Below are 13,247 nucleotides of genomic sequence, written 5' to 3' on the forward strand. Positions count from 1 at the left end.
AATGGCTGACCAGATCGCTATCTCGGTCTTGGGGGCGGGGTCTTATGGCTCCGCCCTTGCCATTTCTCTGGCGCGCAACGGTCATCCGACCCTGCTGTGGGGTCACGACCCTGCTCATGTCGCCGAGCTGGAACAAGACCGCTGCAACAAGGCTTTTCTGCCTGATGTCCCTTTTCCTGCCGATCTGCAGCTAACTGCGGATCTGCAAAGTGCGGTACAGGCTGCCCCCGTGCTGCTGCTGGTCGTGCCGAGCCATGTATTTGGCGATGTGCTGACCCGGATCAAGCCCTTCCTGCGCCCCGATACCCGTATCGCCTGGGCCACCAAGGGTCTGGAGCCGGACAGTGGCCGTCTGCTGCAGGATGTGGCTCGTGAAGTGCTGGGTGACGAGATGCCGCTGGCGGTCATCTCCGGCCCCACCTTCGCCAAGGAGCTGGCTGCCGGTTTGCCGACCGCCATCTCGGTCGCCTCGACTCACGACGAGTTCGCCGACGATCTCTCCCATCTGCTGCACTGTGGCCGCTCCTTCCGGGTCTATACCAATCCGGACTTCGTCGGTCTGCAGCTGGGTGGGGCGGTGAAGAACGTCATCGCCATCGGTGCCGGTCTCTCCGACGGGCTCGGGTTTGGCGCCAATGCCAGAACCGCGCTCATCACCCGGGGTCTGGTGGAGATGCAGCGTCTGGGTGCGGCGCTGGGTGCCGATGCCAAAACCTTTATGGGGATGGCGGGGCTCGGGGATTTGGTGCTCACCTGTACCGACAACCAGTCGCGCAACCGTCGCTTCGGGCTGGCCCTCGGGGCCGGCAAGGATGTGAACACCGCAATGACCGAGATCGGTCAGGTGGTTGAGGGATATCGCAACACCAAAGAGGTGCATCTGCTGGCGGCCCGCTGCGGCGTCGAGATGCCCATCTGCGAGCAGATCTTCAAGGTGCTCTACGAGGGTAAGAACCCGAAAGAGGCTGCCATCGCCCTGCTGTCGCGAGACAAGAAGGACGAGTAATCTGCCGATTGTCCATGCAAAAGGCCCCGTCATCTGGCGGGGCCTTTTCTTTGCTGCAAGGGCTGCAAATCAGTAGTAGGAGTGGTCGCCGCGCTGGTGCTCGGTGGCATCTTTCACACCGTTGAGCTCACCCGGGAACTTCTCCAGCAGCTGCTTCTCGATCCCCTCTTTAAGGGTGTAATCGACCATGGAGCAACCGTTGCAACCACCGCCAAACTGCAGGATGGCCAGTTTGTCTTCTGTCAGCTCGACCAGGGTGACCTTGCCACCGTGACCGGCCAGCATGGGGTTCACTTCGGACATCAACACGTACTCGATGCGCTCGATCAGCGGCGCGTCATCGGCCACTTTGCGCATCTTGGCGTTCGGTGCTTTCAGGGTGAGCTGGGAGCCCATCTGATCGGTCACGAAGTCGATGGTGGCATCCACCAGGAAGGGGGCGCTCAGGGGATCGACCATGCAGTCGAAGCCGCTGAAGGGCAGGTGTTGATCTTCCGGGTCCACGGCATCGGGCGGGCAATACGATACGCCACACTCGGCATTCTGGGTTCCCGGATTGACCACAAACACCCGGATATTGGTGCCATCAGGCTGTTTTTCCAGCAGTTTACGGAAATGGGCCTGGGCGGCGTCGGAAATGCTGATCATCACTATCCTTATAAACCTGAGTGTACGACTAGGGTATTCATGATAACGCGGTTATTAATGCTTGGGTAGCATGCCGATGGCTACTTGCTGTGCCGCAGGGTACGACAGATCGCCCACACTTCTACCTTTGTGATGCCGCTCTCATGGAGCAAACGGCTGAGCTGACCGGCGGTGGCGCCTGTGGTCACGACGTCATCGAGCAGAGCGACATGGCGATAGTGGTGGGGGCGGATCCGGAATGCCCCGCGCAGATTGCGCCGCCGTTGCCCGGCGCTCAGGGTTGTTTGTTGCGGGGTCGCCTTGATGCGCTGCAACAGAGTGTTGTCGCAGGGAATGTCGGTGAACTCGCCAAGGGCTTGCGCGATCTCCTCCGCCTGATTGAACCCACGCCGCCACTGCCGCCACCAGTGCAGGGGAACCGGAATGATCGCCTCCGGCGGCTCGCGGCTATCCAGATGATCGGCCAAGAGGCGTGCCAGTAGCGGCGCCAGCAGGATCTGGCCGGAATATTTGAGCCGGGGGATCAGCATGGGGTAGGGAGCCTGGTAGTCGCCGATCACCTGCAACCGCTCCCAGGGGGGAGGTCTGCGCTGGCAGCGGCCGCAGACCGGTATGCTCTCTTCTATATAGTCAGCCAGCGGTGCTGCGCAGAGGCGGCATCTCGGCTGTGGCTGGTGTAGCGCCTGCCGACACCAGCTGCAGAGCAGGGGCTCGTTGTCGCAAGGCTGATGGCAGAGCAGGCAGCTCCCTTGCCAGTCACCGTGGCTGCCGAGCAGCGGGCTTGCTTTAGCGAGCAGTCGCTTTAACATGCTGACCCCAAGAGCATGAACAGGGATCTTGAGTCTAGATGAGCATATCGGTAGAGCAGTTTGGCCAGGGGCCCGATCTGGTGCTGTTGCACGGTTGGGGGATGAACGGCGCGGTCTGGCATGGTGTTGCCCAACAGTTGGCGTCCTACTATCGGGTTCATCTGGTAGATTTGCCCGGCTTTGGCAACAGCCCGCTGGCAGACGAGGTGGATTACAGCCTGCCCTGGCTTGCCGAGCAGGTGGTCGCCATCTTGCCGCAGAAGTGTCATCTGCTTGGCTGGTCGCTCGGCGGTCTGGTGGCAAGCCAGTTGGCGCTGACGCATCCCGATCGGCTGCACTCCCTGATCACCGTGGCCAGCTCCCCCTGTTTCATGGCCCGTGATGAGTGGCCGGGGATCGCTCCCAAGGTACTGACCGGTTTCAACCAGATGCTGGCGGGGGATTTTCGCCAGACCATAGAGCGCTTTCTGGCGATCCAGGCTATGGGCAGCGAACATGCCCGGGATGATATCCGTCAGTTGCGCCACTGGCTGGCCGAGCGCCCGGCGCCCCAGTTTGCCGCACTCGAGGCCGGATTGACGCTGTTGGCCGAGATTGACCTGCGCGAACCGCTGCGGGAGCTGGATCTGTCCTGGTTGCGGATCTATGGCCGACTGGATTCATTGGTGCCCAAGGCGGCCATTCCTATGCTGGATGATCTCTACCCTGCCAGCCGCAGCGTGACCCTCAATAAGGCCTCACACGCACCTTTTATCTCCCACCCTGACGAATTCATTGAAATCGTTCGAGATTTTGTTGGCTAAAAAATAGCCTGCAAGCTTCATTAATCCTCTGGTCTGGCGGATAATTAAACTGTGACCAGAGGAGTAACACCATGCGTATTGATTCTGCTTTCAACAGCGGGGTACAGGGATTTCAGCGAGCCGAGCAGATTGCCGACAAGGCATCCAATCAGATTGCCCGCCTCAACACCCCCAGCGGGGATCAGGTGCAAGTGACCGATGAGCTTGTCAATCTCAAGGTGGCCGAGCAACAGGCTGGCGCTTCCGCCAAGGTAGTGCAGACTGCCAGCGAGATGATGGGAACCCTGATCGACATCCGGGTGTGAGATGAACATCAATGTCAGTCTGCCTCCCCTTATCCCGACACAGCTGCAACCCCAGGTGGAAGCGGCGAGGACGGATAATCGCCGGGCAGAACTGATCCCGCAGGCCCGAGCGGGCCAAGCTTCCGTTGCCGAATCTGAAGTCGGCTCCCAGAAAGAGAAATCCAAAGCCGGTCAGGCCTCCAGCAATCAGACCTCCCAGAACAGCCGTGAAACCGGGCAATTAGCCCCGACAACACTGCCAGACAATCGCTTTGTTGAGGCAACTGGTGAAGAGGGTCAGCGCAAGCAGCAAGATCCCAAACAGCAGGAGCAGCAACAGCGGCAAGAGCAGCAGGTTCAGGATCTTGTCGAGCGTGACAAGGAGGTGCGAGCCCACGAACAGGCCCACCAGTCTGCGGGTGGAGAGTACGCCAGCTCACCCACCTATCAGTTTACGCAAGGGCCGGATGGCAAGCGTTATGCAACGGGTGGCGAAGTCCAGATCGATACCAGTGTAGTCCCCGGTGATCCTGCCGCCACCATCGCCAAGATGCAGCAGATCCGCGCTGCAGCGCTGGCGCCTGCCGAGCCTTCTGCGCAGGATCTGGCCGTCGCGCGCAGCGCCGCCGCCAGTGAAGCCAAGGCGCGCAAAGAGCTGATGGCCGAGCAGAGCGCAAAATCGGGCGGCGTGCTGAGTGCCTATATGGACAAGCGCAACAGCGTCATCGCGGGCCACTATCAACAGGCTGTCAGCCCGGCCTCGACCCAGTCCCTCAGTCTGCATATCTGAATCACTCTCGCCAAACTTTCAGCTGCTTTGCCTGTTTTGCAACTAACCTGAAGATCAGGCCCATTCCAATTTCACAGGAGCTGTCATGCATTTCGATGAAGTCAAAGCGGAAGATTTCACCACCTTCTCCCGTGTACCGCCCCCCCACCTGCAGATGGAGCAGTTTCTGATGCAGCTCGGGGGAGGGGGAACTGAAGGAACCAGTTTCAAGAAGAAAGTGATGCTGGCGGCTGGCTGGAGCCACACCGGCGTTGTCTCTTACGGCAAGTATCCGCAAGAGGCCTGCAAGGCATTCAATCGACTGCGGGAGGTGCTGGCCCAGCATGTAGAGCCCGAGAGCATACTTGCTGCCCTGACGCAGTGATCCTGAGCTTCGCGTGTAAAAAAGCCCCTTGTGGGGCTTTTTGCATTCAGAGGACTTCTGGAAGGTTTCGTTACTTTTTCGCTTTGGAGAGCGCCGCCGCGAAGGCGTTGCCCATGGCACCACCCACAGGGGGGCTTTGGCGCGGCTCATTTCTTGGCTTGGTGTTGCCGGCACTGCTGTTGCGCGCTTCAGCCGGCTTGCGGGCGGGTTGCCCTGCCTTTTCGTCGAGGCGCATGGTCAGGCTAATCCGCTTGCGCGGGGCGTCCACTTCCAGCACCTTGACCCGTACAATGTCGCCCGCCTTGACCACCTCACGGGGATCCTTGACGAAACGGTCGGTCAGGGAGGAGATATGCACCAGCCCGTCCTGATGAACACCGATATCGACGAAGGCACCGAAGTTGGTGACGTTGGTGACCACCCCTTCCAGCACCATCTCGGGCACCAGGTCGCTGATCTGCTCCACCCCTTCCTTGAAGGTCGCGGTTTTGAACTCGGGGCGCGGGTCGCGGCCCGGCTTGTCCAGCTCGCCGATGATGTCGGTGACGGTAGGTACGCCGAATTGCTCATCGGTATAGTCGGCCGGTTTCAGGCTGCGCAGCAGGCTGCTGTTGCCGAGCAGGCTCTCCACGGTCTGCTCCAGCTTGGCGAGGATCCGCTCCACGACCGGATAGGACTCCGGGTGTACCGCTGAGCTGTCGAGGGGATTGCTGCCGCCGCGAATGCGCAGGAAGCCGGCGCACTGTTCGAAGGCTTTGGGGCCGAGTCGGCTTACTTTCAGCAATTGCTGACGGCTCTTGAATGCGCCGTGCTCATCCCGGTAGGCGACGATGTTCTGGGCCAACGTTTGGGAGAGGCCGGAAACCCGGTTGAGCAGGGCGACCGAGGCGGTGTTCACATCCACCCCGACCGCGTTCACGCAATCCTCAACCACGGCATCCAGCCGGCGGGCCAGCTGGCTCTGGCCGACGTCGTGCTGATACTGGCCCACCCCGATACTCTTGGGATCGATTTTGACCAGTTCGGCCAGCGGGTCTTGCAGGCGGCGGGCGATGGAGACGGCGCCACGGATTGAGACGTCGAGATCCGGGAACTCCTGGGAGGCGAGTTCGGAGGCGGAGTAGACCGAGGCCCCCGCTTCGCTCACGACTATCTTCTGCGCCTTAGCGGCGGGGTAGCGCTCGAACAGGTCGCTGACCAGCCGGTCGGTCTCTCGCGAGGCGGTGCCGTTGCCGATGCTGATGAGCTCGACCTTGTGTTTCTGGCACAGCTCGCTCAGGGTCTTGAGGCTCTGATCAATCTGGCGTTTCGGTTCGAACGGATAGATGGTGGCGTGATCGACCAGCTTGCCGGTGGCATCCACAACGGCCACCTTGACCCCGGTGCGGATGCCCGGATCCAGCCCCATGGTGCAGCGCATGCCGGCCGGGGCCGCCATCAGCAGATCCTTGAGGTTCATGGCGAACACCTTGATCGCCTCCTCCTCTGCCGACTCGCGGATACGGCCGATCAGCTCGGTCTCCATCTGAAGCGACAACTTGATCTTCCAGGTCCAGCTCACCACCCCTTGCAGCCATTTGTCGGCCGGGCGGTTCTGCAGATTGAGCTTGAGGTGGTGGGCAATGATCCCTTCACAGGGACTGGCAGCCTCATCCTCACCGGTGACCAGCGCCAGATTGAGGATCCCTTCATTGCGGCCGCGCAGCATGGCCAGCACCCGGTGGGAGGGGGCCTTGTGCAGGGGTTCGTCGTGTTCGAAATAGTCCTTGAACTTGGCCCCTTCCTGCTCCTTGCCTGCCACCACGCGGGCGCGCAGGGTGGCATTTTGCCACAGGTAGTCGCGCAGCTTCTCCAGCAGGTCGGCCTGCTCGGCGAAGCGCTCCATCAGGATATAGCGGGCGCCGTCGAGGGCCGCCTTGCTGTCGGCAATGCCCTGTTCGGGATTGAGGAAGGTGGCTGCAGCTTGCTCGGGATCCTGCATCGGGTCGCTGAGCAGCAGGTTGGCAAGCGGCTCCAACCCGGCTTCGATCGCCATCTGCCCCTTGGTGCGGCGCTTGGGCTTGTAGGGGAGATAGAGGTCTTCCAGTCGGGTCTTGCTGTCGGCGCCATTCAATTCGCGGGCCAGCTCGGGGGTCAGTTTGCCCTGCTCTTCGATGGAGCGAATGATCACCTGACGGCGATCTTCCAGTTCACGCAGATAGCCGAGGCGGCTCTCCAGAGTACGTAGTTGGCTGTCGTCCAGACCGCCGGTCACCTCTTTACGGTAACGGGCGATAAAGGGCACGGTCGAGCCTTCATCCAGCAGGCGCACTGCGGCCTGCACCTGCTCCGGGCGAGCATGGAGCTCACCGGCAATCTGTCTCTCTATGGTTTGCATCATGATGTTGTTGAGGGCCTCTGTGGTCGAGTCCGCGCCATCAGGCGCCAAGTGTGAGCACTATATGGGGTCGTGTTGCGGGATGCCACCCTGCGCCGGGGTCTGCACCAGTCAGACTGATAAGTCGCAGGGGAGGGCGTTTATCTTGCCATTGCACCTGTGACTCAGGATGTGCCTGTGGCAAGCAGCTCACCAGTAGTCCGGCTATTTGGGGTAGCTGATCTCGTTGATATACCAGCAGACGTCACCAACTGGCGTACGGACGATGGCCTCATCACCGACCTCTTTCTTGAGCAGAGCGCGGGCCATGGGGGAGTCGATGGAGATGTAATCCTTGCGCTCGAAGATCTCGTCATAGCCGACGATGCGAAAGCGCTTGGTCTCGCCCTCATCGTTTTCCACCTCGACCCAGGCACCGAAGAAGACCTTGCCCTCCTGCGCGGGGGCATAGTCGACGATCCCCAGCTCTTCGAGGCATTTACGCAGGTAACGCACCCGCCGATCGATCTCCCGCAGCCGCTTCTTGTTGTACTGGTAGTCAGCATTTTCGCTGCGATCCCCCAGGCTGGCGGCCCATGCCACCTTCTTGGTGACCTCGGGGCGCTCCTGGCGCCAGAGGAAATCGAGCTCTTCTTTCAGCTTGTTGTAGCCTTCGCGGGTGATCAGCTTTGTCTTCATGGTGATGCGGACCTGGTCAAAGAGGGGTATTCATCGCTAACTGCTCGGGAATATTAGCTTTTGTCCTCTTGCTGTCGAGGGAAATCGTGATGGTTCGGCTGGCGCCGTTCAGGGAGTCGCTGGCCAGCGCAGTGACTTGATGGCCGTCACGCTCTCGGGACGGGTAATAACCGGTAACATATTTGTGCTTTGCTCCCGCTATATCCCCCCCTAGTATTGGGGGCAGCTAAAGAATGAAGAGGCAAAGCAATGAGTCAGCAGCAATACAAGGTCCTGGTCGTGGACGATGACCTGAAATTACGTTCCCTGTTGGAGCGCTATCTCACCGAGCAGGGATTCGTAGTGCGCGGCGTGGCCAATGGCGAGCAGGCCGATCGCTTGCTGACTCGTGAAAACTTCAGCCTGATGGTGCTCGACCTGATGTTGCCGGGGGAGGATGGGCTCTCCATCTGCCGCCGTCTGCGGGAAGCGGGTAACCAGATCCCGGTGCTGATGCTCACCGCCAAGGGGGATGAAGTGGATCGCATCGTCGGACTCGAGATGGGGGCCGATGATTATCTGCCCAAGCCGTTCAACCCACGCGAACTGCTGGCGCGGATCCGTGCCGTGCTGCGCCGCCATACCGTCGAGCTGCCGGGGGCTCCCTCTGCTGCAGAAAAGGTGGTCAACTTCGGGGCTTTTCAACTCAATCTCGCGACCCGCGAGCTGAGTCGGGATGGCGAGCCGATGGCGCTCACCAGCGGTGAATTTGCGGTGCTCAAGGTGCTGGTCAGCCATCCGCGCGAGCCGCTCTCCCGCGACAAGCTGATGAATCTGGCCCGTGGCCGTGAATACACCGCCACCGAGCGCAGCATCGACGTGCAGGTCTCTCGCCTGCGCCGCCTGCTGGAACAGGATCCGGCCCAGCCCCGCTATCTGCAGACCGTCTGGGGTCTGGGGTATGTGTTCGTGCCAGATGGTGACGGTGCATGAAAAAGGTCGGCAGCATGTTCTCACGCATGCTCTGGTTTCTGGCCGCCGTTCTGGTGGTCTATCAAGCAGTCTCCTACGTCACCTTCTACAACTATCTGCTGGCGCCAACCGTCAAGCAGATCAGTCACTTGCTGGCCAATCAGGTCAAGCTGATCTTTCCGGTCAACACTGAACAACTGGCGCTGAGTGAAGATGCCGAGGCGCTGGTCTATGTGACGACCGGTACCGATATCTATACCCAGAGCGAGGCGGTGCAGCATGGCTTCAACGAGGCCAAGCCATACCCCTATCTGGAGGAGAACATCAGCCGCGAGCTGGGTGGCCCGGCCAAGGTGCGGGTCGAGATCCAGGATCACTACATCATCTGGATCCAGCCGCCCCAGGCCAGCAAAATCTGGGTGCGGATCCCGCTGACCGAGATTGAAGATGACGATATCGAACCCCTCATCATCTATCTGAGCGTGCTGCTGGTGATCACCCTGTTTGCGGCCTGGCGCTTTGCCCGCCAGCTGGTGCGCCCGCTCGAGGATCTCGAGGCTGGTGCCGTTGCTGTTGCCAGAGGCCATTTCCCCGAGGCGCTGGGGGAGCTGGGATCACGGGAAGTGCGGCGACTGACCCGCACCTTCAACCATATGTCCCACTCCATCAAGAGCCTGATCGAAGAGCGTAACCTGATGATGGCGGGGGTTTCCCACGATCTGCGTACCCCGCTGACCCGCATCCGGCTGGCGACCGAGATGATGTCCTCTGGTGACGAGTACCTCAAGGAGAGCATCAACGCCGATATCGATGAGTCCAATGCCATCATCGATCAGTTCATCGATTACATCCGTCCGGATGAAGGCCAGGATCTGGAGCCGATCGACCTGACCCAGCTGGTGCACGATACCTTGCTGATCTACTCGGAGCAGGGACTGGAAGTTGATCTGGCGCTGCCGCAAGAGGCGGTGCGGGTGGCCTGCAATCCGGTCAGTATCCGGCGGGTGTTGAACAACCTCTCAAGCAACTCGCAGCGTTATGGGGCGAGCCGCTTGTATGCCGAGTTGAAGGACGATGGACACTGGGTGCGCTTGCGCCTTTCCGATGATGGCCCCGGCATTCCGGAGCAGGACTACTCCCGGGTGCTCAAGCCGTTTACTCAGGGTAATGTGGCGCGGACCGTTGGCGGCAGTGGCTTGGGGTTGGCTATCGTGGCCAAGATAGTCGCCCAGCACCATGGCACTATCCGGTTGGGAAGTTCGGAGCTCGGCGGCCTGCTGGTCGAGATGCGGCTGCCGAAACATCAGCCACAGGAGTGGATGGATTGAGAGAAGGGCGTATCCGTTGATACGCCCTTCTGCATGGTCAGCTCTTGGTTTCGACTGATGCTCGATAGCGTTTGCCGTACTTGAGCTGCTGGATCAGCAGGGCGGCAACGATGAGCGCCAACCCGATGGGGGTGGCCGGATGGATGGCTTCGCCGATCAGCAGATTGAGCAGCACCAGTGAGGCAAACGGCGAGATAAAGATGAGGTTGCTGATGGGGGCCGTGTTGGTGGCATGGCGCAGCGCCATCAGCCAGAGCACGAAACCGAAGCCCATTTCGAACAGTCCCACATAGATGGCTCCAGCCCATCCCTGCCAGGCGGTCATGGCAAAATCGGAGAGCAACCAGGTTGCAACGACGATAAAAGGCAGGCTGATCATAAAGCCGAGCAACAGGCTGACAATGGGATCGCCCTGATTGCGGGTGTTGAGGATCCAGTAGCTGGCCCAGATGAGGGTCGAGACCAGCGCTAGCGTCACGCCGAGGGGGCTGTCGAACTGGAGGCCGAATACATCCCCTCTGGTGGCGATCACCAGCGCGCCAAAATACCCCAGCACGATAGCGACGCAATCACGCCGACGCAGCTTCTGGCCGAGGAAGGGGACGGCCAGCAGACTGAGGGTAATGGCCCAAGTGTAGTTGAGGGTCTGTGCCTGCTGGGCAGGCAGCAGATCATAGGCTTTGAACAGCAACAGGTAATAGAGAAAGGGATTCAGTACGCCCAGAGTCAGGTAGTAGATAGGGCGGGCCTTGATGTAGCTCCCCAGCAGCGGCAGTTTGCCCTGTTTGGCGACGACGGCTGTCAGCGTGAGAGTCGAGGTGAAGGCGGCCACAAGCAACAGTTGCACAGGTTCGAAATAGGCGAGGGAGATCTTGAAGGCTGTGGCGACCGTCGACCAGAGGGCAACGGCGCAAAGGCCATACTGATAGGCTTTCTTTTGATCTTTGAGCATGGGATGTCGTTCCACTGACAGAGGCAAGCACACAGTCTACCAGTCTGCTTGTAACATTGTCGTTACCTGGGTATTGGCAGCAGAGTGTGTTGCCGCAGACGAGATCCATCTGTCACATAAAACTGCGCATAATCTGTTCGCTCTCCCTTGCGCAAATTTGAAAAATCCGTATAATCCCCTCCGCTTACCCATGAGGTAAGCCAGACGATATGTCTGCTGCTGAGTTTCCTGTTTACAGGAGCCAGCCATACAGTCCTCCCGATATGGGGGGAAACGTGAAAAATCACACCTCTGGCGGGAGAAATCTCGGTCGGGCGGTGTTGATTTATGTTCTTTTATCTATTGGAGCTCTGTCAATGCAGAACCAAAGAATCCGTATCCGCCTGAAGGCTTTTGATCATCGCCTGATTGATCAATCCACTGCGGAAATCGTTGAAACTGCTAAGCGCACTGGCGCGCAGGTTCGCGGTCCTATTCCGCTGCCGACTCGCAAAGAGCGCTTCACCGTCCTGATCTCCCCGCACGTCAACAAAGATGCGCGTGATCAGTACGAGATCCGCACTCACAAGCGTCTGGTAGACATCGTTGAGCCGACTGACAAGACCGTAGACGCCCTGATGCGTCTGGATCTGGCAGCTGGTGTAGACGTCCAGATCAGCCTGGGTTAATTACGGAAAGAGGTTGATAACAATGACAATCGGTCTTGTAGGTCGCAAAGTGGGTATGACTCGCATCTTCACTGAAGATGGCGTTTCTATCCCGGTGACTGTTATCGAAGTTGAAGCTAACCGTGTAACTCAGGTCAAATCTGTAGAAACCGACGGCTACAACGCTATTCAGGTTACCACTGGCGCCAAGAAAGCCAGCCGTGTGACCAAGCCGGAAGCTGGCCACTTCGCCAAAGCTGGTGTAGAAGCCGGTCGCGGTCTGTGGGAATTCCGCCTGAACAACGGTGAAACTTTCACTGTTGGTAGCGAGCTGAAAGTAGATCTTCTCGCTGACGTTAAGCTGGTAGACGTTACCGGCACATCCAAAGGTAAGGGCTTTGCTGGTACTGTTAAGCGCCACAACTTCCGCACCCAGGATATGACCCACGGTAACTCCTTGTCTCACCGCGTTCCGGGTTCTATCGGTCAGAACCAGACTCCGGGTCGTGTATTCAAGGGCAAAAAGATGGCTGGTCACATGGGTGCTGAGCGTGTAACGACTCAGAACCTGGAACTGGTTCGTGTTGACGCTGAACGCAACCTGCTGCTCATCAAAGGTGCAGTACCGGGTGCAACCAACGGCAACGTGATCGTCAAACCTGCCGTCAAAGCGTAACGTCTGAGGAGATAGTAATGGAATTGGTAATGAAAGACGCCAAGAGCGCTCTTGAAGTTTCCGAGACTACCTTCGGGCGCGAATTCAACGAAGCTCTGGTTCACCAGGTCGTCGTTGCATATGCCGCTGGTGCCCGTCAGGGTACTCGTGCGCAGCTGACTCGCTCTGAAGTGTCTGGTGGCGGCAAAAAGCCGTGGCGTCAGAAGGGTACTGGTCGTGCCCGTGCTGGCTCCATCCGTTCGCCCATCTGGCGTTCCGGTGGTGTGACTTTTGCTGCTAAGCCGCAAGATCACAGCCAGAAAGTAAACAAGAAGATGTACCGCGGCGCTATCCGTAGCATTCTGTCCGAGCTGGTACGTCAAGAGCGCCTGATCGTTGTTGAGAAGTTCGGCATCGAAGCTCCGAAGACCAAAGAACTGATCGCCAAGCTGAAAGAAATGGAACTGACTGACGTTCTGATCGTGACTGCTGAAGTCGATGAGAACCTGTTCCTGGCTGCTCGCAACCTGTACAAAGTTGACGTGCGTGACGTTGCCGGTATCGACCCGGTCAGCCTGATCGCTTTCGACAAGGTTCTGATGACTGCTGATGCAGTTAAGCAAATCGAGGAGATGCTGGCATGATCCGTGAAGAGCGTCTGCTGAAAGTTCTGAAGGCTCCGCACATCTCTGAAAAGAGCACCATGGTTGCAGAAAAGCAGAACACTATCGTGTTCAAAGTTGCTGTTGATGCTACCAAGGCGGAAGTCAAAGCTGCAGTTGCGAAACTGTTCGAGGTCGAAGTTGAGACCGTCCGTACCCTGAACATGAAGGGTAAGACCAAGCGCGCAGGTGCACGCGTAGGCCGTCGTTCCGATTGGAAAAAGGCTTATGTGACCCTGAAAGCTGGTCAGGACATCGACTTCATGGGCGCAGCCGAGTAAGAGGAGTTCTCA

16 protein-coding genes are annotated in these 13,247 nt (G+C 59.1%); 11 read left to right on the forward strand and 5 right to left on the reverse strand.

The window, feature by feature from the left end:
• Window position 1 precedes the first annotated feature (1 nt).
• A complete protein-coding gene (gene gpsA / locus AB5Y97_RS07680; protein WP_201947715.1) occupies window positions 2-1,006 on the forward strand; it encodes an NAD(P)H-dependent glycerol-3-phosphate dehydrogenase in 1,005 nt (334 codons plus the stop codon).
• Between the two features lie 69 nt (window positions 1,007-1,075).
• Here gpsA and nfuA read toward each other — a convergent pair whose 3' ends face one another.
• Window positions 1,076-1,654, reverse strand: a complete 579-nt coding sequence (gene nfuA / locus AB5Y97_RS07685) for a Fe-S biogenesis protein NfuA (protein WP_005340636.1) — start codon at window positions 1,652-1,654, stop codon at window positions 1,076-1,078.
• An 80-nt stretch (window positions 1,655-1,734) separates the two neighbouring features.
• Window positions 1,735-2,463 carry a ComF family protein gene (locus tag AB5Y97_RS07690; RefSeq protein WP_201947716.1) on the reverse strand — a complete coding sequence of 243 codons (729 nt, stop codon included), beginning with the start codon at window positions 2,461-2,463 and terminating at the stop codon, window positions 1,735-1,737.
• 38 nt (window positions 2,464-2,501) lie between these two features.
• Between AB5Y97_RS07690 and bioH the strand changes: the two genes are divergently transcribed.
• From bioH to AB5Y97_RS07710, 4 genes are all read left to right on the forward strand, one after another.
• On the forward strand, window positions 2,502-3,266 hold the full coding sequence (bioH, locus tag AB5Y97_RS07695) for a pimeloyl-ACP methyl ester esterase BioH (RefSeq protein WP_201947718.1): 765 nt from the start codon (window positions 2,502-2,504) through the stop codon (window positions 3,264-3,266).
• Between the two features lie 71 nt (window positions 3,267-3,337).
• Window positions 3,338-3,571 carry a flagellar basal body rod C-terminal domain-containing protein gene (locus AB5Y97_RS07700; protein ID WP_005342675.1) on the forward strand — a complete coding sequence of 78 codons (234 nt, stop codon included), beginning with the start codon at window positions 3,338-3,340 and terminating at the stop codon, window positions 3,569-3,571.
• A gap of 1 nt (window position 3,572) precedes the next feature.
• Window positions 3,573-4,340 carry a putative metalloprotease CJM1_0395 family protein gene (locus AB5Y97_RS07705; RefSeq protein WP_201947720.1) on the forward strand — a complete coding sequence of 256 codons (768 nt, stop codon included), beginning with the start codon at window positions 3,573-3,575 and terminating at the stop codon, window positions 4,338-4,340.
• A gap of 85 nt (window positions 4,341-4,425) precedes the next feature.
• On the forward strand, window positions 4,426-4,704 hold the full coding sequence (locus AB5Y97_RS07710) for a hypothetical protein (protein WP_201947721.1): 279 nt from the start codon (window positions 4,426-4,428) through the stop codon (window positions 4,702-4,704).
• A 70-nt stretch (window positions 4,705-4,774) separates the two neighbouring features.
• Here the strand turns inward: AB5Y97_RS07710 and AB5Y97_RS07715 are convergent, their stop codons facing one another.
• On the reverse strand, window positions 4,775-7,084 hold the full coding sequence (locus tag AB5Y97_RS07715) for a Tex family protein (RefSeq protein WP_201947723.1): 2,310 nt from the start codon (window positions 7,082-7,084) through the stop codon (window positions 4,775-4,777).
• A 201-nt stretch (window positions 7,085-7,285) separates the two neighbouring features.
• Window positions 7,286-7,759 carry a transcription elongation factor GreB gene (gene greB / locus AB5Y97_RS07720; RefSeq protein WP_042081654.1) on the reverse strand — a complete coding sequence of 158 codons (474 nt, stop codon included), beginning with the start codon at window positions 7,757-7,759 and terminating at the stop codon, window positions 7,286-7,288.
• A 249-nt stretch (window positions 7,760-8,008) separates the two neighbouring features.
• On the opposite strand from greB, the gene ompR reads away from it, so the two are divergent.
• On the forward strand, window positions 8,009-8,731 hold the full coding sequence (ompR, locus tag AB5Y97_RS07725) for a two-component system response regulator OmpR (RefSeq protein ID WP_005340625.1): 723 nt from the start codon (window positions 8,009-8,011) through the stop codon (window positions 8,729-8,731).
• Complete coding sequence (gene envZ / locus AB5Y97_RS07730; protein WP_047436528.1) at window positions 8,728-10,038, forward strand: two-component system sensor histidine kinase EnvZ; 1,311 nt, start codon at window positions 8,728-8,730, stop codon at window positions 10,036-10,038. Before ompR ends, envZ begins: the two co-directional genes overlap by 4 nt.
• A gap of 37 nt (window positions 10,039-10,075) precedes the next feature.
• On the opposite strand, the gene AB5Y97_RS07735 is transcribed toward envZ, so the two are convergent.
• Complete coding sequence (locus AB5Y97_RS07735; RefSeq protein WP_124928236.1) at window positions 10,076-10,990, reverse strand: DMT family transporter; 915 nt, start codon at window positions 10,988-10,990, stop codon at window positions 10,076-10,078.
• Between the two features lie 356 nt (window positions 10,991-11,346).
• Between AB5Y97_RS07735 and rpsJ the strand changes: the two genes are divergently transcribed.
• From rpsJ to rplW, 4 genes are read left to right on the forward strand one after another with little or no spacing between them, the layout of a single operon-like run.
• Window positions 11,347-11,658: a 30S ribosomal protein S10 gene (rpsJ, locus tag AB5Y97_RS07740; RefSeq protein ID WP_005307944.1), complete on the forward strand. Its 312-nt coding sequence runs from the start codon at window positions 11,347-11,349 to the stop codon at window positions 11,656-11,658.
• 22 nt (window positions 11,659-11,680) lie between these two features.
• Window positions 11,681-12,313 carry a 50S ribosomal protein L3 gene (gene rplC / locus AB5Y97_RS07745; RefSeq protein WP_005340620.1) on the forward strand — a complete coding sequence of 211 codons (633 nt, stop codon included), beginning with the start codon at window positions 11,681-11,683 and terminating at the stop codon, window positions 12,311-12,313.
• A gap of 17 nt (window positions 12,314-12,330) precedes the next feature.
• Window positions 12,331-12,936 carry a 50S ribosomal protein L4 gene (rplD, locus tag AB5Y97_RS07750; protein WP_005340616.1) on the forward strand — a complete coding sequence of 202 codons (606 nt, stop codon included), beginning with the start codon at window positions 12,331-12,333 and terminating at the stop codon, window positions 12,934-12,936.
• Complete coding sequence (rplW, locus tag AB5Y97_RS07755) at window positions 12,936-13,235, forward strand: 50S ribosomal protein L23 (RefSeq protein ID WP_342690021.1); 300 nt, start codon at window positions 12,936-12,938, stop codon at window positions 13,233-13,235. Before rplD ends, rplW begins: the two co-directional genes overlap by 1 nt.
• Window positions 13,236-13,247 lie beyond the last annotated feature (12 nt).

Source organism: Aeromonas sp. R10-2 (assembly GCF_040908445.1).
GTDB lineage: Bacteria > Pseudomonadota > Gammaproteobacteria > Enterobacterales > Aeromonadaceae > Aeromonas > Aeromonas veronii.

What these genes read in the sequence shown, in the direction of transcription:
- bioH (WP_201947718.1), top strand. Translation starts at nt 2,502, where the DNA reads ATGAGCATATCGGTAGAGCAGTTTGGCCAGGGGCCCGATCTGGTGCTG.
- ompR (WP_005340625.1), top strand. Translation starts at nt 8,009, where the DNA reads ATGAGTCAGCAGCAATACAAGGTCCTGGTCGTGGACGATGACCTGAAA.
- AB5Y97_RS07715 (WP_201947723.1), bottom strand. Translation starts at nt 7,084, where the DNA reads ATGATGCAAACCATAGAGAGACAGATTGCCGGTGAGCTCCATGCTCGC.
- AB5Y97_RS07700 (WP_005342675.1), top strand. Translation starts at nt 3,338, where the DNA reads ATGCGTATTGATTCTGCTTTCAACAGCGGGGTACAGGGATTTCAGCGA.
- AB5Y97_RS07710 (WP_201947721.1), top strand. Translation starts at nt 4,426, where the DNA reads ATGCATTTCGATGAAGTCAAAGCGGAAGATTTCACCACCTTCTCCCGT.
- nfuA (WP_005340636.1), bottom strand. Translation starts at nt 1,654, where the DNA reads ATGATCAGCATTTCCGACGCCGCCCAGGCCCATTTCCGTAAACTGCTG.
- gpsA (WP_201947715.1), top strand. Translation starts at nt 2, where the DNA reads ATGGCTGACCAGATCGCTATCTCGGTCTTGGGGGCGGGGTCTTATGGC.
- rpsJ (WP_005307944.1), top strand. Translation starts at nt 11,347, where the DNA reads ATGCAGAACCAAAGAATCCGTATCCGCCTGAAGGCTTTTGATCATCGC.
- rplD (WP_005340616.1), top strand. Translation starts at nt 12,331, where the DNA reads ATGGAATTGGTAATGAAAGACGCCAAGAGCGCTCTTGAAGTTTCCGAG.
- greB (WP_042081654.1), bottom strand. Translation starts at nt 7,759, where the DNA reads ATGAAGACAAAGCTGATCACCCGCGAAGGCTACAACAAGCTGAAAGAA.
- envZ (WP_047436528.1), top strand. Translation starts at nt 8,728, where the DNA reads ATGAAAAAGGTCGGCAGCATGTTCTCACGCATGCTCTGGTTTCTGGCC.
- AB5Y97_RS07705 (WP_201947720.1), top strand. Translation starts at nt 3,573, where the DNA reads ATGAACATCAATGTCAGTCTGCCTCCCCTTATCCCGACACAGCTGCAA.
- AB5Y97_RS07735 (WP_124928236.1), bottom strand. Translation starts at nt 10,990, where the DNA reads ATGCTCAAAGATCAAAAGAAAGCCTATCAGTATGGCCTTTGCGCCGTT.
- AB5Y97_RS07690 (WP_201947716.1), bottom strand. Translation starts at nt 2,463, where the DNA reads ATGTTAAAGCGACTGCTCGCTAAAGCAAGCCCGCTGCTCGGCAGCCAC.
- rplC (WP_005340620.1), top strand. Translation starts at nt 11,681, where the DNA reads ATGACAATCGGTCTTGTAGGTCGCAAAGTGGGTATGACTCGCATCTTC.